Raw genomic sequence first — 23,412 nt, 5'->3', positions numbered from 1 at the left:
GTTCTGGAGCCATGCTCAAAGCGCGGAAGCCGATACTTGCGCATGTTGTTTGTTCAGGCCGCAAATGTCGTGCTGATGCGCCCCCATCACTGGCCCGGCTTCAGCTTCGGCGACTGGCTGGCGCGGGCTGCGACACGCATGCATCGCAACAAGCTGGCCATTGCTTTGACCAACAAGCTCGCGCGCATCACCTGGAGTGTATTGAGACACGGGACGCCATTCGACGCCCAAAGAGACGAGGTCATGGCCGGCGTTTGACGACCGGTCGTGATCCAAAGGAGTTCGCGAACGAGACCAAGTCGCTGGAAAGGCCGTATCATCCGCGTATTGGCAATGGCTGCTATCGGAACTGGGTTGGAATGCGACCTGCTGCATCGCCACAGGTCGGCTTCGAGCCCGGAGTGGGAATTCATTTGACCAAACATTTTCACCCAAACCCGAAGCGATAGGCTAACCTATCTGAATGACACAGAGACTCCAGCGAAGGCTAGCGGCGATTGTAGCTATGGATGTTGCCGGTTATTCACGACTCGTCGGCGATGACGAAGAAGGAACGCTGACAGCACTACGGTCACATCGAGTGGATCTGACTGATCCGCTCATTGTTGAGTTTGGCGGTCGAATTGCGAACACTGCCGGGGACAGCATTCTGGCGGAGTTTCCCAGTGCGGTAGAAGCTGTGCGATGTGCCGTTGCGATTCAGGAAGGCATGGACAAACGCAACCAACTAGTCCCTCAACATCGTCAGCTTCGGTTTCGTATAGGTGTTAATGTTGGCGACGTTGTTCCAAATGGAAATGATTTGCTCGGCGATGGCGTCAACGTTGCGGCAAGAATCGAAGCCTTGGCTTCGAACGGCGGTATTTGCCTTTCGCGTTCGGCACGGGATCAGGTCCGGGATCGCCTGGATTTTCAGTTTGATGATCTCGGCGAAATCGAGGTCAAGAACATCGACCGCCCTGTAAGAGTTTTCAGCATCGGGGCTACTGTCGCGCCTGCTCTGAATGCGACCACTCAAAAGAAAAGCGACCACGAGCCTGAGTTGCTTTTCCCTTCTATTGCGGTTCTGCCATTCAAGAACCTGTCGGGCGACCCCGAACAAGAGTATTTTGCTGACGGCATTTTTGAGGATATCATCACGGAACTTTCGCGCTTTCCAGATATCATTGTAGTCGCTCGAACATCAGCTTTCCCGCACAAGGGTTCTGGGGAGAAGCCTGAAGAAATCAGCCTGAAGCTTGGGGCGCGATACTTGCTGGAGGGCAGTGTTCGCAAAGGCGGTAACAAAGTGCGCATCACAGCGCAGTTGGTGGATGGTCGAACCGGGCATCATATTTGGGCTGAACGCTATGACCGCGATCTCGTCGACATTTTTGATGTTCAGGATGAAATCACACAAACCGTCGTCGCGAATGTGCCAAGCCGGATTGCAACAGCCGAATTGAGTCGCGTTAAAAGGAAGCCACCCAACGAATTGTCAGCCTACGACTTTGTATTGCGCGGCAAACTGCACCATCACAAATACACCGCTGAAGACAATGCAGAAGCCCTAAGACTACTAGACGCTGCTATAGCGTGTGATCCCGAATACGCCTCCGCCTATGCTTGGAAGGCCTGCACTTTGGGGCAAGCGCTTGGTTTGGGTTGCGGTGGCACACCCGATGAATTGATTGAACGGAATTTGGATGCCGTTCACAAGGGCCTGTCGCTGGATGAAAACAATCTTGAATGCCATCGGATTCTCGCCGAATTCGGGATGGCATACGGCGAATGGGAGAACGCGGAACTGCACCACGCCAAAGCGTTTCAGCTAAATCCAAACGATTCCAGAATCATCACTCAGCGCGGAGAATTGTTCACAAAACTGGGGCAAGCCGAGGAGGGGCTGGTTTGGCTACTGAAAGCCAACCAATGCGATCCTCTGTCGGCCCCGGGAAGGTCACATTTGCTCGCGCGCGCAAACTTTGCTTTGAGGGAATACCAGAAGGCGCTGAAATCTTACAAGCAAATCCCTAAACTGCGCCCGGACCATTTAGCCGAAATGGCTGCGTGCTGTGTGGAGTTAGATCAGGCGGAACATTCGGACACTTATGTGGAGCGCGCCCTCGCCGAAAAGCCGGACTTGTCGGTCAAGGATTACCTCGCCCGTCAAAAATGGAAGCAACCGGACGATCTTGACCACTGGCGCGACAAACTGCTTGGAACGAGCCTTCCACAGAAGTGATTTATCTGCCGACGGAGGTATTCTCTGCGGAAGTCAAAGGGCCGTTTTGTCCGCAACTCGGTCATAGGCTCCTCAGATTATGCTGCGTCTGGAACGCACGGCCGCTTTTTTGCTGCGTTGCAGCTGACGGCTTCGGACGATTTCGCTGCTGCACCTGCGAGCGCAGGCCTGGGAGCACTTCCGGTATGGGCTCGACTCGGTAATTAACTGCGCAATTCAAGAATAACCGCTCAGGGCAGTCTTTTTCGTCCGGTGATATCCTGCGGATACGAAGACCAAAAACAGTTCGATCCTGTCCGCTTCGCCCTTTGCGCGGGCATTCAGCAGCCCGCTACCCTTCCCCGCGTTGCTCCGCATACTCCACGAAGAAATCAAAACTCCCCGGATTGGCCATACTGTCCCGGTTCACCACCCGCGCCGGATCGCCACCCAAAAGCAGCTTCTTCACCGGCACCTCCAGCTTTTTCCCCGACAGCGTGCGCGGCACCTCCTTCACCTCGACAATCTCATTGGGCACAAACCGCGCCGAGACCTGCGACCGGATCGCTGCGTTGATCTTGTCCTTCAGCGCATCGTCTACGGCCACGCCCTCCGCCGGGACCACGAACAGCGGCATGAAACTTTCGCGCCCGAGGAACTCTAGATCGACCACCAGTGAATCCATCACCTCATCCAGCCCCTCGACCGCCTGGTAAATCTCAGCCGATCCCAGCCGGAGCCCCTTGCGGTTGATCGTTGCGTCCGAGCGGCCGTAGATGACACTCGACCCGTCCTCGGCAATCGAGATCCAGTCGCCGTGCCGCCAGACGCCCGGATAGGTGTCGAAATAGCTGTCGTGCAGGCGCGAGCCGTCCTCGTCCCCCCAGAAAAACAGCGGCATCGACGGCAACGGCTCGGTACAGACCAGCTCGCCCACCTCTCCGAAAATCTCGTTGCCTTCCGCGTCAAAGGCGCGCACCGCATTGCCCAAGGCGCGGCACTGCATCTCGCCCGCCTTCACCGGCATGCCGGGATGGCCCATCACGAACGCCCCCGCCAGATCGGTACCGCCGGAAATCGGGGCCAGCCACTGGTCCTCTTTCACGTCGCGGTAAATCCAGTCGTAGGTGTCGCCCGACAGCGGCGATCCGGTCGACCCGATGGAGCGTAACGCGCTCAGATCTACCTCTTCGCGCGGCTTGATCCCCGCCTTCATGCAGGTGCTGAAAAACGCCGCCCCTGCCCCGAAGAACGTCAGCTTCTCATCCGCCACGAACCGCCAGACCACGCCCAGATCGGGATGATGCGGCGCGCCGTCGTACATCGCGACCGTCGCCCCCTGCCCCAATGCGCCCAGCTGGTTGTTCCACATGATCCAGCCAGAGGAGGTCAGCCAGCAATAGCGATCCTTGTTCGTGATGTCCTTGTGCAGCGAATGCTTGCAGGATTCGAGGATGATCCCGCCGTGCCCATGCACGATGGGCTTAGGGTTGCCGGTGGTCCCGGAGGAATAGACAATCCAAAGCGGATGCTCGAAATCCACCTGCGTGCCTTCATAGGGGACGTCATCGCCGGTCAGGTCATCCCATGCCACGTGGCCCTGAGGCAGATCCCCCACAACGGCCTTGGTCACAAAGTGCTGCACTGAGGGCAGCCCCGCACCGATCTGCGCAAGGATATCGCGCCGGTCGATGGTCTTGCCCGCGTGGACATAGCCGTCCTCCGCGATCAGAACCTTGGGTTCGATCTGCTGAAACCGGTCAAGGATCGCCACATGCCCCATGTCCGGCGCACAAAGCGACCAGATCGCACCGATGCTCGCCGTTGCCAGACAAGCGATAAAGGCTGTTTCCGTATTCGGCAGTATCGCGACCACCCGGTCGCCTTCCTTGACCCCCATCCCACGCAAGCGCGCAGCAACGCTGGCAACCTGCCGGCGCAACTGCCCCCATGTCATCTCAGATCGCCCGAAGATTTCGGACTGCACGATCAAGGCAAGCGCATCTTCGCGCCCTTCGGCGTGCTTGAGAATATTGTCGGTAAAGTTCAGCTTCCCGCCGGTGCCCCACTCCATATCGGGCATCTGGCGTTTCACCATCAATTTCTGAGGGCGCACGCTGGCGCGTACATCAAAGAAATCCCAGATCGCGTTCCAGAAGGCTTCCAGATCATCGACGGACCAACGCCACATGGCGTTGTAGTCCTCAAACTCCAGCCCCAGTTTTGCGCCCACAAACCGCTCGAACGCGGCCATGGTCGAGGCGTCGTACCGCTCCGCCGAAGGCGTCCACAGCACCTTGCCGCTCACATCAAGGCCCCTTGCACCAGCGCCTTGAGCTGCGACCGGGACGGATAGGACGATGACGGCGACAACTGGGTAAAGAAGATCACGCTCAGATCATGCTGCCGGTCCACCCAGAAAAAGGTCGATGCCATACCCCCCCATGAGAAATCCCCAACCGATCCCGGCACCCGTGCGCGGCCCGGATCCAGCACCACGGCGCCCCCGATGCCAAAGCCCATGCCCTCCATCGGCTGCTCGGCAAAGCTTTGCGGGCCCATCGACGCAATCTCGCCCGGCAGGTGATTGCGCATCATGAAATCAAGCGTGTGCGGCGACAAGATACCCTTGCCGCCGGCGCGCAACATCTCGACGAATTTCATGTAGTCGTCGATCGTCCCGACAAGGCCGCCACCGCCCGAATGCATCTTGGTGCTCAGGTAAGGCGATTCCGTGCTGCCATCGGCCAGCCGCAAGGTCTCCGCGCTTTTGCTGACAGCGTTCAGATCAAAGGAATCTCCGGCAAGCGGCGTGTACAGACAGGCAAACCGGTCGCGCCCCCCTTCAGGCACCGCGAACCGCGTCTCATCCATCCCAAGTGGCCCCAGAATTTCATCAACCAGAAAGTCCTCGAAACTCTTGCCCGAAATCACCTCGACCACACGGCCGATGATGTCGATCCCCACGGAATATTCCCAGCGGCTGCCCGGCCGGAACACAAGGGGCAGTTTCGTAATCTCATCCGCCGCCTGCGTCAGTGTCCGCTGGCCGGGACCAAAATCAAGCTTGCCCTCGCCCATCGCCGCAGGCAACGGGCCGGAGTTGAACGAATAGGTCAGACCAGAAGTATGCGTCAGCAACTGGTGCAACGTGGGCGCTGCACAAGGCTCCGTCTGATCCAGTGATACCGCGCCGGACACCAGATTCCGCGTGTCCGCGAAACCGGGAATGAACTCGGACACCGGTGCATCCAGATGCACCAGCCCGCGCTCCACGAGGATCATCATCGCGGCGGACGTCACCGGCTTGGTCATCGAATAGATGCGCGCGACCGTGTCGCGGCTCCATGCCACATCGCCCGCCACATCGCGCAAACCGCAATCGTGGTAGAACACTTCGTCGCCGCCCTGCGCGATCAGCGCGGCACAGCCGGGATACTTGCGCGCATCCACATAGCCCTGCATCCAGCCCTTGATCCGCGCGAGCCTCTCTTTATCAAAGCTGCCCATCAGACCCTCCTCCGGATTAAATCAAACTTCGAGCCATTCCTTACGCACATCTTCACGCTCTTTCAGCTCGGCAGGCGTGCCTTCGAACACCACCTGACCGTGCCCCATCACGTAAACCCGGTGCGCAATGTCCATCGCAATCGCCAGCTTCTGCTCCACCAACAGCGTGGACAGCCCGCGGTTCGCGATCTCTTTCAGCACTTCAGCGACCTTTTGGACCATCTGCGGTGACAGGCCTTCGGTCGGCTCGTCGATCATGATGAAATCCGGATCGCCCATCAGCGTCCGGCACATGGTCAGCATCTGCTGCTCGCCACCCGACAGAACCGATGCTTCGACGTCTGCACGGCGATCCAGGTTCTCGAACATCTCGAACATCTGCTGCATGGACCAGCGGCCCGCGCCGTCCTTCTGACCTGGCTTCAGGCCCAGCGTCAGGTTTTGCCGCGTGGTCAGCCCCGGAAAGATATCGCGGTTCTCCGGCACATAGCCGATGCCAAGGTTGGCAATCTCGAACGCCTTCTTACCCGCAATCTCCTGCCCCTTGAACTTGACAGATCCCTTCGGCTCCACCTCGCCCATGATGGCCTTGCAGGTTGTCGAACGCCCCACGCCGTTACGGCCCAGCAGGGCAACGATCTCGCCCTCTTGTATGTTCATCGTCACACCCTGCAGGATGTGCGACTTGCCGTAATAGGCGTGCATATCGGTGACTTCGATCAATGTTCTGCCTCCAAAGCCGCGCCCAGATAGGCTTCTTGTACTTTAGGATCGCCCCGAACGTCTTCGGGTTTGCCGGTGGCGATGATTTCTCCGTAGACCAGAACGCTGATCCGGTCCGCCAGTCCAAAGACGACGCCCATGTCATGCTCAACCATCACCAGCGTCTTGCCTTCAGTGACCTTCAGGATCAGGTCGGTGATATAGTCGGTTTCCGAATGGCTCATGCCCGCAGTGGGTTCGTCCAGCATGATCACATCCGCGCCACCCGCGATGGTGATACCGATCTCAAGCGCGCGCTGTTCCGCATAAGACAACGTACCGGCAGGCAGGTTGCGCCGCTCCAGCAGGTTGATCTGATCAAGGATCGCATCCGCCCCTTCCGTCAGCTGCCGCGACCGGTTCACAAGGTTCCAGAACGAATACTTGTACCCCTGCGACCACAACAGCGCACAGCGCACGTTCTCGAACACGGTCATCGCCGGAAAGATGTTGGTGATCTGGAAAGACCGGCTTAGACCCTTGCGATTGATCTGGAACGGCTGCAATCCGGCCAGATCCTCGCCATGCAGTTTCACGGTCCCTTCCGTCGCCGGAAACCGCGCCGTGATCAGGTTGAATAGCGTGGATTTGCCCGCGCCGTTAGGCCCGATGATTGCGTGGCGTTCCGCCGTCCCGATCGATAGGTCGATCCCGCGGATGATCTCGGCCTTGCCAAAGCTCTTTTTCAGACCGGTCAGTTCAAGTGCTGGCGTACTCATGCGGCACCTCCTGCGGTGTTGGCTTCATTCCAGGCCTCTTTCAGCGCCGGTGCCGTGGCCCGCGCGATGCCCAGACCAATGGCGGTAACGGCAATCGCGATGATCCATGGCAGGATCGTGTGACTGTCGAACGTGGTCCAGAACAGCGTCATTTCATTGTCACCTGTTGCGGCATGACGGAAGTGAAACGTCATCTCGACCAGTGCGCATAGACCCAGAATGCCGATGAAACCGGGGATCAGGGTCTTGATATACGGCACTATCAGATGGTTCGCCTTGCCCAACCTAAAGGCCGGAACATGCATCATCATCAGACCTGCCAGACCGCCGGGAAAGAACATCACCGTCGCCACAAAGAGCGTGCCTGCGTAAAACGCCCACAATTCGGTCTGCAGCGAAAGCACCGTTTGCAGCAAGGTAAAGGCCACCGCCCCGATGATCGGCCCAAAGAAGAACCCGACACCACCCAGGAACGTGACAAGCAGGATCACACCCGACGACGTCGTATTCAGGTTCTCTTCAGTCAGGATTTCATAGTTGATGGCGAAAAGCCCCCCCGCGACACCGGCAAAGAAACCCGAGGCGACAAAGCTGTAGAACCGTACCCAGCGCGCGGAATAGCCAAGGAACTCGGCCCGTTCCGGGTTGTCCCGCACCGCGTTGGCCATCCGGCCCACGGGCGTGCGTGACCACAGGTACATCAGCGCCGCCGACAAAAGCACCCAGAAAGATGTCAGGTAATAGACGTCGATCTGCTGCAGGAACTCGTTGCCAAAGAATGGCATCGCATAGGTCCGGTCACCCGAAATCCCTTCCTCGCCGCCAAAAAACGCCACGATGATCACCGAACAGGCAGCAATCAGCTCGCCCACGCCAAGGGAAATCATCGCGAAAACCGTGCCCGCGTTCCGCGTGGAAAAACTGCCCACGATCAGGGCAAGGCCCATGCCAAACAAACCGCCAAAGACCGGCAACACCGGCAGTGGAAGGCTGGAAAAGAAGTCCGAGGCGTTCATGATATGCATACAGGCAAAACCGCCCACACCCGCATATACCGCGTGACCAAAGGACAGCATACCCCCCTGCCCCAGCAGCATGTTGTAAGCCAGCGCAAAGATCACCGTAATCCACATCTGGTTCATGATCGTCAGCGCCGAATTCGACGTGAAAATAAACGGCATTAATACCAGCAAGATGCCCCCGACAATCCACGGCGTAAAGGTCAGGCTCAGGGAACCAGCACGCATCCGCTGTGCCGGTCTGGCAGGATCGGTTGTAAGATTTTCATCAGTCATGAGTGACGCTTTCCGAAAAGGCCCGCAGGACGGAAGATAAGGATCAGCACCATCAGGATATACGGCAGGATATCCGCAATCTGGGGCGATGTGACGGTCCAGAGATCCCTGAACACATTTTCGCTCAGGTTCTCAGGTGTGCTGATGCCGATCCCGTTCAGGATATCGGACATCTGGATGTTGTAGGATTTGGCGAATGTCGTGATCCAGCCAATCAGCAAGGACGCAACCAGCGCGCCCCACAGGCTGCCAAGCCCACCGATCACGATTGTCACGAAAACGATGGAGCCCAGCACAAACGCCATGCCGGGGAACGTGCCCAGCACCGGCCCCGCAATCACGCCTGCCACACCGGCCAGCGCGGTGCCGACGCCAAAGACGCCCATAAAGATCAGCGGCACGTTATGTCCCAGCGCCTCAACCGTGCGCGGATAGCTCAACGCCGCCTGAATGATCATGCCCACCCGCGTCTTGGTCAGGATATACAAAAGCCCGATAAAGATCGCCACCGACGTGAAGATCATGAAAATCTTGTACGCCGGAATGGAATTCCCCGCGATCGAGAATGCGGTAAAGTTCAGGATTTCCGGCACCGAATAAGGCATCTGGTTCTTGCCCCAGATGAACTGGACCAGCTCTTCGATCAATAATGCCAAACCAAAAGTAAAGATCAGCTCGGGCACGTGACCGTATTGATGGACCCGCCTGAGCCCATACCTCTCAACGCCCGCTCCCAACACGCCGACAATCAGCGGTGCAATCAACAGGCCCATCCAGAACCCAAGCGCGATACTGATCTGGTAGGCGAAATACGCCCCCAGCATATAGAAACTGGCGTGCGCAAAGTTAAGCACGCCCATCATGGAGAAGATAAGCGTCAGGCCGGCCGAAAGCATGAACAACAGCAATCCGGTCACAAGCCCGTCGATTATATTGACGAGGATGAGTTCCATCGGTCCCCCCAAAGGGTAAGCGGAAATTGATAAGGAAAGACCCGCGCCACAAGGTGCAGCGCGGGTCGCTAAGCGTCGCTTATGGGCGCTTCATGTCACATGTTGTCGGGCTGTCCATGGATGCCATCTCAACCGTTGACTCTGTCAGAATCCCGAAACCGGACTGATCATAGTCAAAGTCGATGTTCTGGTCCGTGTGAACGGCAACGTGCATGTCCTGAATCGCCTGGTGATCTTGTGGGCGCATAAAGATCTTGCCGCCCCACATGCTGTCGTACTCCATGCCTTCCAGCTCTTTGGCAACGGCAACCACGTCATTGGCTGTTCCCGCCTGCTCAATCGCTTTCTCCAGCATGCCGATCACGTTAAAGATACGGCTCTGGTCAATGTTGCCTTCGGGATACTTCGCCTCGAACGCTTCATAGGCCGCGCGTGCTTCTTCCGTCGCGATCGGGTTGATGCCGCCCTGTGAAATCAGACGGATACGGTCCTTGCCAGACTCGCCGAAGGCCGCCGTGATACCGGAACCCGCCGCATAGTAGGTATAGATCGGACCTTCGAAACCGTTCTCGATCACGGATTTGCCCAGACCCAGCATGTCCGCGCCCCAGTTACCGGTGATTACCGCGTCCGCACCGGATGCCACGATCTTGCGTGAATATGGGGTAAAGTCCTTCACCTTGCCGATGGGGTGCAGTTCGTTGCCAACGATCTCAACATCGGGGCGCTTCTTGCCCAGCATGTCGACAGCAGCGGCAGCCACAGCCTTACCAAACGAATAGTCCTGACCGATGATGTAAACCTTCTTGAGGTCCTCATCTTTTGCCATAACGTCGGTCAGCGCGTCCATCTTGATGTCTGCGTTCGCGTCAAAACGGAAATGCCAGAAGTTGCACTTGTCGTTGGTCAGCGCAGGATCAACCGCCGCATAGTTCAGGAACAGAACGCGGCTGTCGGGATTCCGACGGTTGTGCTTGTCGATGGCTTCGGTCAGCGCGTTCGCAACACCCGAAGAGTTACCCTGCGCAATATAACGGATGCCCTGGTCAATCGCGACCTGAAGCTGGATCAGCGACTCTTTCGGGCTGATCTTGTTGTCGAACGGCACAATTTCAAACATCTGGCCGTCCAGAACGCCGCCATTCTGGTTGACCATGTAATCAGCAGCGAATTCATACTGGTGCAGACCGTTTGTGCCTGTGCTGGCAAAGGGGCCAGACAGCGGGTCAATAAATGCAATTTTGACGTTCTCGGCGAACGCGGCGGTTGCGCCTACAATCAGTGACAGCGCGGAAACCGCGCCAAGCTTGGTGATCTTCTTCATATATTCCTCCCTAAAGTGACCGCTTTGACGTTTCTTTTCGTGTCTCCCGGTCGTGCGCAAAGAGTTGCATACCCCCGTCTAAAGTCAAGGCTTCAAGGCAGTTATGCCCTAGCGTCAGTTTAGCCCACCATTAAGGCACAAATGACGCGACAAAACTCTCTAAACCGCTGCTCAAAGCTGGTTGGAAATTCAAATAAAATATTGTTATTAATAACTTTAATTCACTTTCAAGGCACAGCAGGCAGCCATGTAAACAGCCTCTTTTCCCTCGAACAGCCAGTGATCGCACATCATTTAGGCACGAAATATTCGTAAAGATTTTCAATGACACACAAAAATAAATTGTGTTTTTGTTCCGCTATGCGGAACATTCATCCGTCACGCTTCCAAACCCGAACACTACGACTTCGCGCTCAGCGTCTCCGCCGCCTTGATCAGCAGCGGACCATATACCGTCTCAAGCTGCTTTTTCTTCACCCGGAACGACGGCCCGCCAACGTTCAACCCGTAAACCAATCCACCACCTAGGGAATAGACCGGCACCGCGATCCCGTTCACGTCACTGCGCCACGTGCCATAGCCGCTGCAAAATCCCTTGGCCTGAAACTCCGCCAGCGCCTCGGCAACCTGCGCGCGACCGTCGGCTTCGGTCTCCGCACTTTCCTTACGTGCAATCTCGTAGACCCGCTCGCGGTCATCCTCGGTCATGCCGACCAGAATCGCCCGACCAATCGCGGAATGAAAAATCGGCAAGCGTGACCCCACGCGAATGGCCAGCGTCACCCCCTCGCGCGAATTCGAGGTCGCCAGATATACCGCATCCAGCTGATGCTGTTCCGCCAAGGCCACCGTGATGTAGGAATTCGGCCCGTCCCGCAACGCCTGCATTTCCTGCTTTGCACGATCCCCGATATCCATGCCCGCCAGCATCGAAAAGCCAAGTTGCAGAACCCCCGCACTCAACCGGTACGTCCCAGCACGGTTGTCTGCCGCCAGATAGTCCAGTTCGCACAGCGTATGGGTCAGCCGCGAAATTGTCGCCTTGGGCAAGCCTGTCCGGTCCGCGATCTCACTGTTGGTCAGGGTCAGATCGTTCTCACCGAAGCACCGCAATATCTCCAGCCCCCGCGCCAACGCAGTGACAAAGTTACGGTCCTTGCCGTCCTGTTCGTCTGGGCCGAAATCCTCCATCCCGCAATCAACCCCGGTTCAACGCATCAAGACCGTGTTGCGCGAAAACCGGCACGAATTCACCAAGCTTCATCGCCCGCTCGGGGTTTGACGCGTTGCCATCAAGGCCCCGCTTCAGCACGCCCTGGATAATCCCCGCCATGCGGAAAAAACAAAACCCAAGGTAATAGCCGAAATTATCAATCCCCGGCAGCCCCCGCCGTTCGCAATACTGCGCAACGAATGCCTCATCCGTGGGCAATCCCAGGGCGGCCCGGTCCAGTCCACCCATGCCGCGTCCCTCGGTGCCTGCAGGCAACTGCCACTGCATGATCACGGCGGCAAGGTCCGCAAACGGATGCCCGATGGTCGACAACTCCCAATCCAGCACCGCACGGCAATCCGTGGTCTTGGCGTCAAAGATCATATTGTCCAGCCGGTAATCCCCATGCACCAGCGTGCGCTGCCCATCATCCTCGGGCCGCTCCGCCACCAGCCGCTCCATCAGCTCGTTCATTGCCGGAATGTTCTGGGTCTCAGACGCCTTGTACTGCTTGGTCCAACGTCCCACCTGCCGCTCGAAATAGTTGCCGGGCGGTCCGTAATCGCTCAGCCCCACCGCGTCGATATCCACGTCATGCAACGCCGCCAGCACCCGGCCCATCTCATCAATAATCGCCCCGCGGTCCGCAGGCGACACATCCGGCATCGCAGGCTCATTGAAATTCCGCCCCGGCACATGGTCCATGATATAGAACATGGACCCGATCACATCATCGTCTTCACACAGCAAATGCATCTTGGCGACAGGCACATCCGTATCCGCAAGCGCCTTTTGCACCCGGAATTCCCGGTCCACCGCATGCGCCGATTTCAGCAACACCCCCGGTGGTTTGCGCCGCAGCACGTAGTTATGCGCAGGCGTTTTCAGCAGGAATGTCGGGTTCGACTGCCCGGTCTGGAACTTCGAGACTTCCAGCGGCCCCTCGAACCCCGGCAGGTTCTTTTCCAGATAGGCTGAAACCGCCGCCTCATCGAGTGTCTGTGTATCCGCGCTCATTCTTTTCCCTCAGCTATAGCTTAGCAATGCCGCCCCACCCGGCGACATAAAATGTGGCGTTGCGTTGAACTCATGCAGCGAACAGCGGGCGCCCTTGAACATGAAACGCGTCATCGCCGTATTCTTTACCTGCAAATTCAGTTCCATCATATGCCGCTTGTCCGCGCCCAATGCCGTCGCCGTCAACTGACCGATCACGCCGCCTGAAGACACGACCAGAACCCGCTTGGCCTCTGTGTCGGTGGCAAAGGCCCGCGCCGCCTCGACTCTTGCCGCAAACTCTGCATAGGTTTCCGATGCCCCGTCAAACGCTGCGTCCTGCCATTCGAACACCGTTTCCCGCAGCGCCCGGAAATGCGTCCGCCGGTCGCCGATGACCATGTCCGGCACATTCCCCTTGAACCGCGCATTCAACAGATCGTCAAAATTGTATTCATTGAACCCGGCGTGTTCTTCGGGTGCCGTATCAAATCCCATGGATGACAGCGTATCTTTCTGCCGCTTCAGCGTCCCCGTCACCAAACGATCCGGCTGCCAATCCAACTCGCGCAGCAATGCACCCACGGACTCGGACTGCCTGTGCCCCAGATCAGACAATACATCATAGTTGTCCTGCCCAAAGGATGCCTGCCCATGCCTGATGACCAGCAACTCCGCCACTTACGAAAACTCCGCCGCCAGCTTCTTGCCCGCCGCCATGTACTCGGCTTCCATCCGGTCCACGATCTTGGCCGCCGGCCCCACCGATTTCACGGCACCGATGCCCTGACCGGACCCCCAGATCGTTTTCCACGCCTTGGGCTTTTCCCGGTCCTGCCCAAAGTTCATCGAGGACGCATCGGCAGTGGGCAGGTTATCGGGGTCCATCCCCGCCGCCTCGACCGACCCCTTCAGGTAATTCCCCCAGACACCGGTAAAGAGCGAGGAATAAACAATGTCCTCCGCCCCGCTGTCCACGATCATATCCTTATACGCCTGATCCGCATTCGCCTCATCGGTCGCGATAAACGGCGATCCGGTGTACCCCAGATCAGCGCCCAAGGCCCTTGCGGCCAGCAGCGCCTCGCCCGTCGCAATCGACCCCGACAGCGCAATCGGCCCGTCAAACCATTCCCTGATCTCACGCACCAGCGCAAAGGGCGATTGCTGGCCCGCATGCCCCCCTGCACCCGCCGCCACGGCGACCAGACCATCAGCGCCTTTCTCGATCGCCTTTTTGGCAAATTTGTTGTTGATAATGTCGTGCAGCACGATGCCGCCACAGCTATGCGCCGCCTCGTTCACTTCAACCCGCGCACCCAAGGAGGTGATCCAGATCGGCACCTCGTGCTTGACACAAATCTCAAGATCACGATCCAGCCGCCCGTTCGACCGATGCACGATCTGGTTTACCGCATAAGGGGCCGCAGGCCGGTCCGGGTTCGCCTGATTGTGGCGGTCCAGTTCTTCCTTGATCTCGGTCAGCCAGGTATCAAGCAGCGGATGCTCTCCCTCCCCTTCCCGTGCGTTCAGCGCCGGGAATGATCCGACAATCCCCGCCTTGCACTGTGCGATCACCAGTTTCGGCACCGAGATGATGAACAATGGTGAAGCAATCAGGGGGATGCGCAGACCTTGCAGCGCGGATGGAAGATGGGAGTCGTCACGGGCCATAGAGCCTCCAAATGCATTCATGTTGACGGTAAGGGGGCGGGTGAAACCGCCCCTCTTGTTGGCAAATCGCAAACTTACAGAACCTCGAACAGCCCGGCTGCACCCATGCCGCCACCCACACACATGGTGCAGACAACGTATTTGGCCCCGCGCCGCTTGCCCTCGATCAGCGCATGGCCAACCATGCGCGCCCCGGACATACCATACGGGTGGCCGATGGAAATCGCGCCGCCGTTCACGTTCAGAATGTCATTCGGAATGCCCAGCTGATCGCGGGAATACAGCACCTGCACTGCGAACGCCTCGTTCAGCTCCCACAGGCCAATGTCGTCCATGGTCAACCCATGCGCCTTCAGCAGCGGTGGCACGGCATAGATCGGACCAATGCCCATCTCATCGGGCTCACAGCCTGCGGCCATCACGCCCACGTAGCGGCCCAGCGGTTCCAGCCCCGCCTTCTCCGCCGCCTTCGCTTCCATCACCACGGACGCTGACGCGCCATCGCTCAGTTGCGATGCATTGCCCGCGGTAATGTATTTGCCTTCCTTGATCGTCATGCCGTCCTTGAACACCGGCTGCAAACCACCCAGGCTCTCGGCTGTTGTGCCGGGGCGGTTGCCCTCGTCCTTCTCCAGCGTGACCTCGTGATGGCTGATCTCCTTGGTTTCCCGGTCCTGCATCATCATGGTCGAGGTCATCGCCACGATCTCATCGTCGAACTTGCCCGCTTCCTGCGCCAGATGTGTCCGCTCCTGCGACTGCGCGGCATATTCATCCTGAACCTCACGGCTGACGTTATAACGCGCCGCGACCGTTTCGGCTGTTTCCAGCATCGACATATAGATCGCGGGCTTATGCTCCGTCAGCCACGGATCGGCTTTCACCCGCATCTCGGGCGTCTGCACCATCGAAATGCTCTCGACACCGCCACCCACGACAACGTCCATGCCATCCATCACTACCTGCTTCGCCGCCGTGGCAATCGCCATCATGCCCGATGCACACTGACGGTCCAGCGACATGCCCGCCACCGTCACCGGCAACCCCGCACGCACCGCCGCCTGACGGGCGATATTGCCCGCCGAATGGCCCTGCTGCAACGCGGCCCCCAGCACCACGTCCTGCACGGACGCCGGATCAATTCCCGCCCGCTTGACCGCCTGTTCAATGGCGTGTCCCGCCAATGCCTGCGGCGTGGTGTTGTTGAACGCCCCCCGGTAAGCCTTGCCAATCGGCGTTCTGGCCGTCGATACGATTACTGCGTCACGCATGTGTTCTCTCCTAAATGATCTGGTTACCAATCCAGCTTCAGGCCACGGGCCTTGGCTGCATTGAGGGCGTATTTCTTGGTCTGGCTAAAGGCGTCGGTCAGTTCCTCCTGACCCTCCGCCGCCGCGATCTCCGCGAATTTCGCAGCCACTGTCTCGGGCGTGTTCTCATCGTCCATCAAGGTGATGCCGGGTGTCTCGTAAACCTTGGTCAGCGCAAAGCTGCCCGCCCCTGCCCCAAGGATCGTGCGCGATGGCGCATCTTCACTGACCAGATACAACAACCCAGGCGTGATCGTCTCGGGCGCCAGCAGTTCCGCCGCCTCGGCAGGCAGCAGTTCTTCCGTCATCCGCGTCGCCGCCGTGGGGGCCAGCGTGTTCACCCGGATATTGTCCCGCGCCCCTTCCAGATGCAGCACGTTCATCAGCCCCATCATCGACGCCTTGGCCGCCCCATAGTTCGACTGCCCGAAATTTCCGTACAGACCCGATGCTGACGATGTGAAAACGATCCGCCCGTACTTCTGTTCGCGCATGATCGGCCAGCAGGCGTGTGCGACATTGGCCGACCCAATCAAATGGACGTCGACCACCTTGCGGAAATCGGCCATGTCCATCTTGGCAAAGGTCTTGTCACGCAGAATACCCGCATTGTTCACCACGATATCGACACGGCCCCAGACGGCAATCGCCTGCGTGACCATATCAATGACACCATCCTCATCCGCCACATCACAACCATGCGCCAAGGCTTCGCCGCCCATGGCCTCGATCTCGGCCACAACGGCTTGCGCCGCTTCGGACGAAGACCCCGACCCATCGCGTCCCACGCCCAGATCGTTCACCACAACCTTCGCACCACGCTTCGCCAACCCAAGGGCGTGGCTCCGCCCCAATCCGGTGCCCGCGCCAGTGACAATCGCCACGCGCCCGTCAAATCGAATGTCAACCATCAGTGCATCGCCTGTTCAAAGATATTGCCGCCAGACATCACGTTGATGCCCCCGCTTACCGGGATGATCGCCCCGGTCACGTAAGCCCCCCCCTTGCCGCAGAGGAACAACATGCAACCCGCGATATCCTCATCGCGGCCAACACGTTTCATCGGCACGTCCTTGCCAACCTTCTCGCGCGTGTTCTCATCCGCAGTCGCAAAGGCCGTCATGCGCGACACGAAAGGCCCCGGTGCAAGCGCGTTCACCGTCACCGCATGACCGGACAACTCCTTGCCCAGAATGCGCGTCAGATGATGCACCGCCGCCTTGGACGCGGAATAGCTATAGGCCCCATCGCCCATCTCGCGCTCGCCCATGACCGAACCCACGTTGATCACCCGCGCCGGATCATCCACCGATCCGCTCGCCTTGAGCATCGGCAACAGCGCCTGTGTCAGATGGAACAGCCCCGTCACATTGATGCTCATCACCTTTTCCCAGGCATGATAGGGAAACTGCCCCAGCGGCGCACCCCAGCTGATACCCGCGTTGTTCATGAGGATGTCAAGGCTGTCTGTCCGCTCTTTCACCGCAGCGACCAGCGCCTCGATCCCTTCTTCGCTGCCCACGTCACCTTCAAAGCCAATCGCCTTGCCAGACGCCCCCAGCGCATTCAGCTCTTCGGCCACCGCCGCACAGGCCCCCTGCTTGCGGCTCGCCATCAAAACCGTGGCTCCCGCCCGCACCAGCGCTTCGGCTGCCATGCGCCCGATGCCCGTGGCACCCCCGGTCACAAGGGCCGTCTTGCCCTCAAGTCCGAACAACGTCTGAATATCCATTTAGAACCCCCTCGCTGCCGCGACCCGTTCAGCGTGATAGGAATAATCCCCCAGCCACTCTGCCCCGACCCGTGCGCGTTTCATGTAAAAACCCATGTCATAGGCATCGGTCATCCCGATGCCCCCGTGCATCTGCACCCCTTCGATCACCGCCAGCTTAGCTGTCGCCGTTGCCCGCGCCTTGGCCAGCGATACCGCCAACCCCGCGTTCTCGGGGTCCTCATCCAGCTTGCGCCCCGCGTGCAGGATCGCGCTCGCCGTGACTTCCGTCTCACACCACAGATGCGCGGCGCGATGCTGCAGCGCCTGAAAGCGCCCGATCTCGACCCCGAACTGCTTGCGCTCCTTCAGATACCCGACCGTCATATCAAACGCCCCGGCCGCCAGCCCGGTCAATTCCGCCGCAAGCGCCGCCTGCCCCGCTTCGATCGCAGGTTTCAGAACCGTCATCGCCTGATCGACCTGCCCCAGCACATCGTCGCCCGTCGCTTCAACATCCGTGAACTCAATCCGCGCCGAATCCCGCGCATCAATCATGTTTGACTTTGTGCGCTCCACCCCGGCCCGATCGCTGGGAATATCGAACAGCGTCAAACCATCCTCGGTCCGTGCCAGCACCAGCAACCGATCCGCCAAGGCACCATCGACGACAAACTGCTTGCGCCCGTTCAACCGGAACCCGTTGCCATCTGCCTTTGCCTCCATCTGCGTGGCATCAGGATCAAACTTGATCCCCTCATCCACCGCCAGCGCATAGGTCGCCTCACCTGAGGCGATCCGCCCCAATGCTTCACGCGCCCGCGCACCCGACACTTGCCGCAACGCCGTTGCCGCTATCACCGCCGTCGAGATAAAGGGCGACACCGCCAGCGTCTTGCCCATCTCCTCGGCAATCACGTTGGCCGCGGCGAACCCCATGTCGGACCCGCCAGCGTCCTCAGGCACCAGCACCCCGGCCCAGCCCATCTCGGCCATCTCTTTCCACAGCGCGGGATCATGGGTCACCCCGTCATCCCGCATCTGCCGCAGCTTCGACACGGGTGCCGCCCCATCCAGAAACCCCCGCGCCATATCGGCGAGCATGTTTTCTTCTTCTGTCTTTACCAGTTTTGCCATGTCTCTTACCCCGGCAGCCCAAGCACACGCCGCGAGACAATGCTCAGCATCACCTCCGACGTCCCGCCTTCAATTGAATTCGCCTTGGTGCGCAGCCAGTCGCCCGCGCGGTTCCCCAGCGGCCCGTCCCACTCCAGGGCGTCCGACCCGCCTGCCGACATCATCAGCTCATGCCGCTGCTTGTTCAGCTCGGTGCCCATGTACTTCAGCATGGCGCTGGCATCGCCTGCCCCCTGCCCTGCCTCGGCCTGGTCCTTGTACCGCTCCAGCGTCAGACCAATCGACAGCGTGTCGATCTCGCACCGCATCGCGTCTGCGCGCAGCGTGGCGTCCATCTCTTCCATCGTCTCTGACAGCACGGCACCCAAGGCACGACCCGTTCCGGTCAGACCACCGGCCCCGCCCGAAATCATCTCGCGCTCGTGGGTCAGCAGATACTTGGCCACATCCCAGCCCTTGTTCTCCTCGCCCACGATCTGATCCTTCGGGATCACCGCATCGGTAAAGAACGTCTCGCAGAATGGGGAAATGCCCGAAATCATCTTGATCGGCCGCGTCTCGACCCCTGGCTGCTCCATGTCGCACAGCAGGAAGGATATCCCCTTGTGCTTGGGTGCCTCACGGTCCGTCCGCACCAGCGCGAAAATCCAGTCCGCCTTGTCCGCGTAAGAGGTCCAGATCTTCTGACCGTTCACCAGCCAGTGATCGCCCTTGTCCTCGCCCTTGGTCTGCACATTCGCCAGATCGGATCCCGCACCGGGCTCCGAATACCCCTGACACCAGCGGATCTCGCCCCGCGCAATCGGCGGCAGATACTGCAGCTTCTGTTCATGGCTCCCAAAATGCAGCAACGCAGGTCCCAGCATCCAGATACCAAACGACTGCAAAGGCGACCGCGCGTTGATGCGCCCCATTTCCTCGTAGAAAACCTTTTCCTGATCCCGCGTCAGCCCGGCACCGCCGTATTCCTTGGGCCATGTCGGCACCGTGTACCCCTTGGCCGCACAGCGCTCCAACCAGACCTTCTGCGCGTCCGAGGTAAAGACCCAGTTCTTGCCGCCCCAGCAAATGCCGTCCTCGGTCATCTTCCCATCGCGCATTTCTTGCGGACAGTTTTCCTCCAACCACGCGCGCAGCTCGGCGCGGAACCCGTCAAGGCTCGCATCACTCATCAGATCTTCCTCCCTTGGGACGTCACGTCAGTTTGCGGACATCCATTCCGCTGTGCAGAATGCCGATCCGAATTGCGATTGACAAGACGCGACGCCACGTCTCACTTTCGCGGAACAAAATTTTTGGGGAGGACACCATGAAAGCAATGCTCAGCAAAGAGGTCGGCGGACCAGAGACTTTGGTGCTGGAGGAACTGCCCGATCCGCAGCCCGGCAAGAAACAGGTCCGGATCCGCGTCCACGCGGCGGGCGTAAACTTTCCCGACACACTTATCATCCGTGACATGTACCAGATGAAACCCCCGCGTCCCTTTGCCCCGGGCGGTGAAATCGCAGGCGTTGTCGACGCCATCGGCGAAGGCGTCGAAGGCCTTGCAGAAGGTGACCGTGTCCTGGGCATGTCCGGCTTTGGCGGTTTCGCCACCCATGTCGTGTTGGACGCCGTGAAGGTCGTCAAAATCCCCGATAAAATGCCCTTTGATGAGGCCGCCTGTTTCGTCCTCACCTATGGCACCTCGCATCACGCGCTCAAGGACCGCGCCGCGATCCAGCCCGGCGAATCGCTCCTGATCCTCGGCGCTGCCGGGGGTGTCGGTGTCGCCGCCATCGAATTGGGTAAGGCCGCAGGCGCCCGCGTCATCGCCGCCGTATCCTCCAAAGAAAAAGCTCAGTTCTGCCGCGACCTCGGTGCCGATGAAACCATCATCTATTCCCGCGACATGTCCGACCGCGCGGTGCAAAAGGAATTCTCGAACGAGATCAAGAAACTCTCCGGCGGCGAAGGTGTCGATGTGGTCTATGACGCCGTCGGCGGCGATTACGCCGAACCCGCCGTGCGCGCGCTGGCATGGAAGGGGCGCTTCCTTGTGGTCGGCTTCCCCGCAGGCATCCCGAAAATCCCGCTCAACCTGACACTGCTCAAGGGCTGTCAGATCGTTGGCGTCTTCTGGGGGGCGCACACGATGCGCGAGCCGAAAAACCACGCCGAAAACATGGGCGATCTCTTCCGCATGTACGGCGAGGGCAAGATCAAACCCCGCGTCTCAGCCAGCTACCCGCTCGAAAGGGCGGGCGAGGCCCTGCAACTGCTGCAGGACCGAAAAGTGCTGGGCAAGGTGGTAGTGACGGTTGATTAAGGTCCGTAGGGTGCGCAGTCATTGCGCACCAACTGCCCCCTCAACCGGAAAAAGGGTGCGTAATGACTACGCACCCTGCGGTCTACAAATGCGATACATCATTGAACCCGCGCACGATCATCTGTTCCCCGTGCACGACCAGCCGCGAAATCGACCCGTTCGCCGCCCCGCTGAACGCAAACCCCTTGGCACCGGTAGCCAGCGCCAAGGCGGCACCGACAACCCCGCCATGCACCACCACGGCCACCAGTTCATCCGCATGGGCCTGCGCAATCCGCAACAACCCGCGCCGCACCCGCGCCTGCAATTCCGCCGTGCTCTCCGCTCCCGGCAACTCGCCCCACTCATGCCGCTCGCGCGCCCGGACAATCGCCGGATCGTTCTCAGCCGCACGAAACCGAAACTCGCCCCCGTCCCACTCGCCCAGAAACACCTCACGCAGATCCCGCTCCACCCGGGGCTCCAACCCCAGATGCCGCGCCAGCGGGGCCGCCGTCTGATGCGTGCGCTGCATCGTCGTGACATAAATCGCCGAAATAGGCTCTGTTTTCAGCCGCTCACCTACCAGATGCGCCTGACGTTCCCCCTCCGGGTGCAAGGCAGGATCGCCCTGCCCTTCCACCATCGGAAAATCCTGCCCGCGCACCGCCGCCTGTGTCTCGCCATGCCGGATCAGCAGCAGATCCGCCGCGCCGGGTGGTGGGGTAAACCGGTGCTGTCGTGCCTCTTTCATAAACAAACCCTCTCGTTTTTTGCCGCAATAGGACATATCCCATGCAAAACCGCCAGATCACCATCGCGGAACTGCCCACCGCCGAACTGACCCCGGACCACTTCAAACTGGTCGAGGCAGAAATGCCCACCCCCGGCGAAGGCGAAGTGCTGTTGCGCGTCATCCTGATGTCGATCGACGCCGCCAACCGCTCCTGGATGAAGGGCGCGACCTACCGCGCTGCCGTCAACGCAGGCGACCCCATGCCTACCTATGCCATCTGCGAGGTGACGCAATCCAACAGCCCCAAACTTTCCCTCGGTGACATTGTCGCCGCCGAAGCCACGTGGTCCGACTACATCACCGCCAAGGCCCATCAGGTTCAGAAACTCCCCAAGGTAGAGCCGCTTTCCCGCCTTATGTCCGTCTACGGCATCGCGGGCAAAACAGCCTTTCACGGCCTGATGTCCATCGGCAACCCCCTGCCCGGCGAAACCGTCCTTGTCTCTGCCGCCGCTGGTTCTGTTGGCGGCTATGTCGGCCAGATCGCCAAGGCCCTCGGCTGCCGCGTCGTCGGCATCGCCGGAGGCCCCGAAAAATGCAAATGGGTCGAAGACGAGCTGGGCTTTGACGCCTGCGTCGATTACCGCGAGGCGGGCCTCAGCAAGAAACTGGCAGCCGCCTGCCCCAATGGCGTCGACATCTATTTCGACAACGTCGGCGGCAAGATCCTCGAATCCTCGCTCAACTTCATGAACGAAAAGGGCCGCGTCGTCTGCTGTGGCGCGATCAGCCAGTATGACACCGACAATGTCATAGGGCCCCGCAACCTGCCCGGCGTGATCGTCGTCAAACGCCTCAAGATGGAAGGCTTCATCGTCATGGATTTTGCCCACAACGACGACAAATGTGTGCGCGCCATGCAGCATTGGGTCCGCACTGGCCAGATCAAGGTATTCGAAGATATCGTCGAAGGTCTGGAAAACGCCCCCCACGCGCTCATCGGCCTGCTGGCAGGCGACAACAAGGGCAAGCGGCTGGTGCGTGTCGCTGCCGACCCGAAATAACTCACCTGCGCACCGCCGCAGACCCCAAGAAAGGAGACCAGAATGTCATCTCTCGCAGACGCCCTCGAAACCTCAAAGGCGCTCATCGGCACAGAGGTCGGCGTATCCAACTGGATCACCGTCGATCAGAAAATGATCGACGATTTCGCCAAGACCACACATGACGAACAGTGGATTCACGTCGACCCCGAACGCGCAGCCAAAGAGACCCCCTTCGGCGGCGCCATCGCGCACGGCTTCCTCACACTTTCGCTGGCCAGCCGCTTTGCCTATGACTGCTTTGCAATGATGCCGGGACAGGTCATGGGCATCAACTACGGCATGAACAAGCTGCGCTTCCTGATGCCGGTCAAGGCCGGCAGCCGCCTGCGGGGCCGCTTTACCCTGCAAGACGTCAAGGCGCGCGATGCCACCAGCATGCTGCGCACCAACGCCCTGACGATCGAGATCGAAGGCGAAGAAACACCCGCCCTCATCGCCGAATGGCTGGGCCTCGCGATCTTCAAGGACTAGGATCG

Annotated in this window: 21 protein-coding genes and 1 pseudogene; 5 read left to right on the top strand and 17 right to left on the bottom strand. The window is 59.5% G+C overall.

Annotated elements, in window-relative coordinates; all coding sequences use genetic code 11:
• Window positions 1–258: pseudogene (locus tag GV827_RS19530) on the top strand (IS110 family transposase); the annotation flags it as partial.
• Between the two features lie 205 nt (window positions 259–463).
• Complete coding sequence (locus GV827_RS19525; RefSeq protein ID WP_204325984.1) at window positions 464–2,224, top strand: adenylate/guanylate cyclase domain-containing protein; 1,761 nt, start codon at window positions 464–466, stop codon at window positions 2,222–2,224.
• 331 nt (window positions 2,225–2,555) lie between these two features.
• Here the strand turns inward: GV827_RS19525 and GV827_RS19520 are convergent, their stop codons facing one another.
• The 16 genes from GV827_RS19520 to GV827_RS19445 all read right to left on the bottom strand — a co-directional run bounded on the left by GV827_RS19520 (window position 2,556) and on the right by GV827_RS19445 (window position 19,979).
• Window positions 2,556–4,511 (bottom strand): acetoacetate--CoA ligase, encoded by a 1,956-nt coding sequence (locus tag GV827_RS19520; RefSeq protein ID WP_164355494.1) that lies wholly within the window; start codon window positions 4,509–4,511, stop codon window positions 2,556–2,558.
• Complete coding sequence (locus GV827_RS19515; protein WP_164355493.1) at window positions 4,508–5,713, bottom strand: serine hydrolase domain-containing protein; 1,206 nt, start codon at window positions 5,711–5,713, stop codon at window positions 4,508–4,510. Before GV827_RS19515 ends, GV827_RS19520 begins: the two co-directional genes overlap by 4 nt.
• 21 nt (window positions 5,714–5,734) lie before the next feature.
• The gene (locus GV827_RS19510) at window positions 5,735–6,418 is read right to left on the bottom strand and encodes an ABC transporter ATP-binding protein (RefSeq protein ID WP_164355501.1); all 684 of its coding nucleotides are present in this window, start codon (window positions 6,416–6,418) and stop codon (window positions 5,735–5,737) included.
• Window positions 6,419–6,432: 14 nt separating this feature from the next.
• Window positions 6,433–7,194, bottom strand: a complete 762-nt coding sequence (locus GV827_RS19505) for an ABC transporter ATP-binding protein (RefSeq protein ID WP_164355492.1) — start codon at window positions 7,192–7,194, stop codon at window positions 6,433–6,435.
• A complete protein-coding gene (locus GV827_RS19500; RefSeq protein ID WP_164355491.1) occupies window positions 7,191–8,489 on the bottom strand; it encodes a branched-chain amino acid ABC transporter permease in 1,299 nt (432 codons plus the stop codon). Before GV827_RS19500 ends, GV827_RS19505 begins: the two co-directional genes overlap by 4 nt.
• Window positions 8,486–9,442, bottom strand: coding sequence for a branched-chain amino acid ABC transporter permease (locus tag GV827_RS19495; protein ID WP_164355490.1), 957 nt, complete (start codon window positions 9,440–9,442; stop codon window positions 8,486–8,488). The genes GV827_RS19500 and GV827_RS19495 overlap by 4 nt, the downstream gene beginning before the upstream one ends.
• Window positions 9,443–9,521: 79 nt before the next feature.
• Complete coding sequence (locus tag GV827_RS19490; RefSeq protein ID WP_164355489.1) at window positions 9,522–10,766, bottom strand: branched-chain amino acid ABC transporter substrate-binding protein; 1,245 nt, start codon at window positions 10,764–10,766, stop codon at window positions 9,522–9,524.
• Between the two features lie 399 nt (window positions 10,767–11,165).
• A complete protein-coding gene (locus tag GV827_RS19485; RefSeq protein WP_164355488.1) occupies window positions 11,166–11,957 on the bottom strand; it encodes an IclR family transcriptional regulator in 792 nt (263 codons plus the stop codon).
• Between the two features lie 7 nt (window positions 11,958–11,964).
• The gene (locus tag GV827_RS19480; RefSeq protein ID WP_164355487.1) at window positions 11,965–12,996 is read right to left on the bottom strand and encodes a phosphotransferase family protein; all 1,032 of its coding nucleotides are present in this window, start codon (window positions 12,994–12,996) and stop codon (window positions 11,965–11,967) included.
• 9 nt (window positions 12,997–13,005) lie between these two features.
• Window positions 13,006–13,656: a histidine phosphatase family protein gene (locus GV827_RS19475; RefSeq protein ID WP_164355486.1), complete on the bottom strand. Its 651-nt coding sequence runs from the start codon at window positions 13,654–13,656 to the stop codon at window positions 13,006–13,008.
• On the bottom strand, window positions 13,657–14,649 hold the full coding sequence (locus tag GV827_RS19470; RefSeq protein ID WP_164355485.1) for an NAD(P)H-dependent flavin oxidoreductase: 993 nt from the start codon (window positions 14,647–14,649) through the stop codon (window positions 13,657–13,659).
• A 74-nt stretch (window positions 14,650–14,723) separates the two neighbouring features.
• The gene (locus GV827_RS19465) at window positions 14,724–15,920 is read right to left on the bottom strand and encodes an acetyl-CoA C-acyltransferase (protein ID WP_164355484.1); all 1,197 of its coding nucleotides are present in this window, start codon (window positions 15,918–15,920) and stop codon (window positions 14,724–14,726) included.
• A 23-nt stretch (window positions 15,921–15,943) separates the two neighbouring features.
• Window positions 15,944–16,870, bottom strand: a complete 927-nt coding sequence (locus GV827_RS19460; protein WP_164355483.1) for an SDR family NAD(P)-dependent oxidoreductase — start codon at window positions 16,868–16,870, stop codon at window positions 15,944–15,946.
• Window positions 16,870–17,691 (bottom strand): SDR family NAD(P)-dependent oxidoreductase, encoded by an 822-nt coding sequence (locus GV827_RS19455; protein WP_164355482.1) that lies wholly within the window; start codon window positions 17,689–17,691, stop codon window positions 16,870–16,872. The genes GV827_RS19460 and GV827_RS19455 overlap by 1 nt, the downstream gene beginning before the upstream one ends.
• Complete coding sequence (locus GV827_RS19450; protein ID WP_204325983.1) at window positions 17,692–18,807, bottom strand: acyl-CoA dehydrogenase family protein; 1,116 nt, start codon at window positions 18,805–18,807, stop codon at window positions 17,692–17,694.
• A 5-nt stretch (window positions 18,808–18,812) separates the two neighbouring features.
• On the bottom strand, window positions 18,813–19,979 hold the full coding sequence (locus GV827_RS19445) for an acyl-CoA dehydrogenase family protein (protein ID WP_204325982.1): 1,167 nt from the start codon (window positions 19,977–19,979) through the stop codon (window positions 18,813–18,815).
• Between the two features lie 137 nt (window positions 19,980–20,116).
• On the opposite strand from GV827_RS19445, the gene GV827_RS19440 reads away from it, so the two are divergent.
• Window positions 20,117–21,115 carry an NADPH:quinone oxidoreductase family protein gene (locus GV827_RS19440; RefSeq protein ID WP_164355481.1) on the top strand — a complete coding sequence of 333 codons (999 nt, stop codon included), beginning with the start codon at window positions 20,117–20,119 and terminating at the stop codon, window positions 21,113–21,115.
• 82 nt (window positions 21,116–21,197) lie between these two features.
• Here GV827_RS19440 and GV827_RS19435 read toward each other — a convergent pair whose 3' ends face one another.
• Entirely contained in the window at window positions 21,198–21,848 is a 651-nt protein-coding gene (locus GV827_RS19435) for a histidine phosphatase family protein (RefSeq protein ID WP_164355480.1), read from the bottom strand.
• A 41-nt stretch (window positions 21,849–21,889) separates the two neighbouring features.
• Here GV827_RS19435 and GV827_RS19430 point away from each other — a divergent pair, with 41 nt between their 5' ends.
• Together GV827_RS19430 and GV827_RS19425 are read left to right on the top strand one after the other, a co-directional pair.
• Window positions 21,890–22,894, top strand: coding sequence for an NADP-dependent oxidoreductase (locus tag GV827_RS19430; RefSeq protein ID WP_164355479.1), 1,005 nt, complete (start codon window positions 21,890–21,892; stop codon window positions 22,892–22,894).
• Window positions 22,895–22,936: 42 nt separating this feature from the next.
• Window positions 22,937–23,407 carry a MaoC family dehydratase gene (locus tag GV827_RS19425; protein WP_164355478.1) on the top strand — a complete coding sequence of 157 codons (471 nt, stop codon included), beginning with the start codon at window positions 22,937–22,939 and terminating at the stop codon, window positions 23,405–23,407.
• Window positions 23,408–23,412: the final 5 nt, after the last annotated feature.

The organism is Sulfitobacter sediminilitoris, assembly GCF_010667575.1.
Taxonomy (GTDB): Bacteria; Pseudomonadota; Alphaproteobacteria; order Rhodobacterales; family Rhodobacteraceae; genus Sulfitobacter; species Sulfitobacter sediminilitoris.
This window is presented reverse-complemented; position numbering and strand designations above follow the sequence as displayed.

Bases quoted from the DNA above. Each gene is read 5' to 3' on its own strand.
- GV827_RS19510 (WP_164355501.1), bottom strand. From the start codon at position 6,418: ATGCACGCCTATTACGGCAAGTCGCACATCCTGCAGGGTGTGACGATG.
- GV827_RS19490 (WP_164355489.1), bottom strand. From the start codon at position 10,766: ATGAAGAAGATCACCAAGCTTGGCGCGGTTTCCGCGCTGTCACTGATT.
- GV827_RS19470 (WP_164355485.1), bottom strand. From the start codon at position 14,649: ATGGCCCGTGACGACTCCCATCTTCCATCCGCGCTGCAAGGTCTGCGC.
- GV827_RS19435 (WP_164355480.1), bottom strand. From the start codon at position 21,848: ATGAAAGAGGCACGACAGCACCGGTTTACCCCACCACCCGGCGCGGCG.
- GV827_RS19525 (WP_204325984.1), top strand. From the start codon at position 464: ATGACACAGAGACTCCAGCGAAGGCTAGCGGCGATTGTAGCTATGGAT.
- GV827_RS19450 (WP_204325983.1), bottom strand. From the start codon at position 18,807: ATGGCAAAACTGGTAAAGACAGAAGAAGAAAACATGCTCGCCGATATG.
- GV827_RS19495 (WP_164355490.1), bottom strand. From the start codon at position 9,442: ATGGAACTCATCCTCGTCAATATAATCGACGGGCTTGTGACCGGATTG.
- GV827_RS19455 (WP_164355482.1), bottom strand. From the start codon at position 17,691: ATGGATATTCAGACGTTGTTCGGACTTGAGGGCAAGACGGCCCTTGTG.
- GV827_RS19440 (WP_164355481.1), top strand. From the start codon at position 20,117: ATGAAAGCAATGCTCAGCAAAGAGGTCGGCGGACCAGAGACTTTGGTG.
- GV827_RS19465 (WP_164355484.1), bottom strand. From the start codon at position 15,920: ATGCGTGACGCAGTAATCGTATCGACGGCCAGAACGCCGATTGGCAAG.
- GV827_RS19515 (WP_164355493.1), bottom strand. From the start codon at position 5,713: ATGGGCAGCTTTGATAAAGAGAGGCTCGCGCGGATCAAGGGCTGGATG.
- GV827_RS19500 (WP_164355491.1), bottom strand. From the start codon at position 8,489: ATGACTGATGAAAATCTTACAACCGATCCTGCCAGACCGGCACAGCGG.
- GV827_RS19430 (WP_164355479.1), top strand. From the start codon at position 21,890: ATGCAAAACCGCCAGATCACCATCGCGGAACTGCCCACCGCCGAACTG.
- GV827_RS19505 (WP_164355492.1), bottom strand. From the start codon at position 7,194: ATGAGTACGCCAGCACTTGAACTGACCGGTCTGAAAAAGAGCTTTGGC.
- GV827_RS19485 (WP_164355488.1), bottom strand. From the start codon at position 11,957: ATGGAGGATTTCGGCCCAGACGAACAGGACGGCAAGGACCGTAACTTT.
- GV827_RS19425 (WP_164355478.1), top strand. From the start codon at position 22,937: ATGTCATCTCTCGCAGACGCCCTCGAAACCTCAAAGGCGCTCATCGGC.
- GV827_RS19480 (WP_164355487.1), bottom strand. From the start codon at position 12,996: ATGAGCGCGGATACACAGACACTCGATGAGGCGGCGGTTTCAGCCTAT.
- GV827_RS19460 (WP_164355483.1), bottom strand. From the start codon at position 16,870: ATGGTTGACATTCGATTTGACGGGCGCGTGGCGATTGTCACTGGCGCG.
- GV827_RS19445 (WP_204325982.1), bottom strand. From the start codon at position 19,979: ATGAGTGATGCGAGCCTTGACGGGTTCCGCGCCGAGCTGCGCGCGTGG.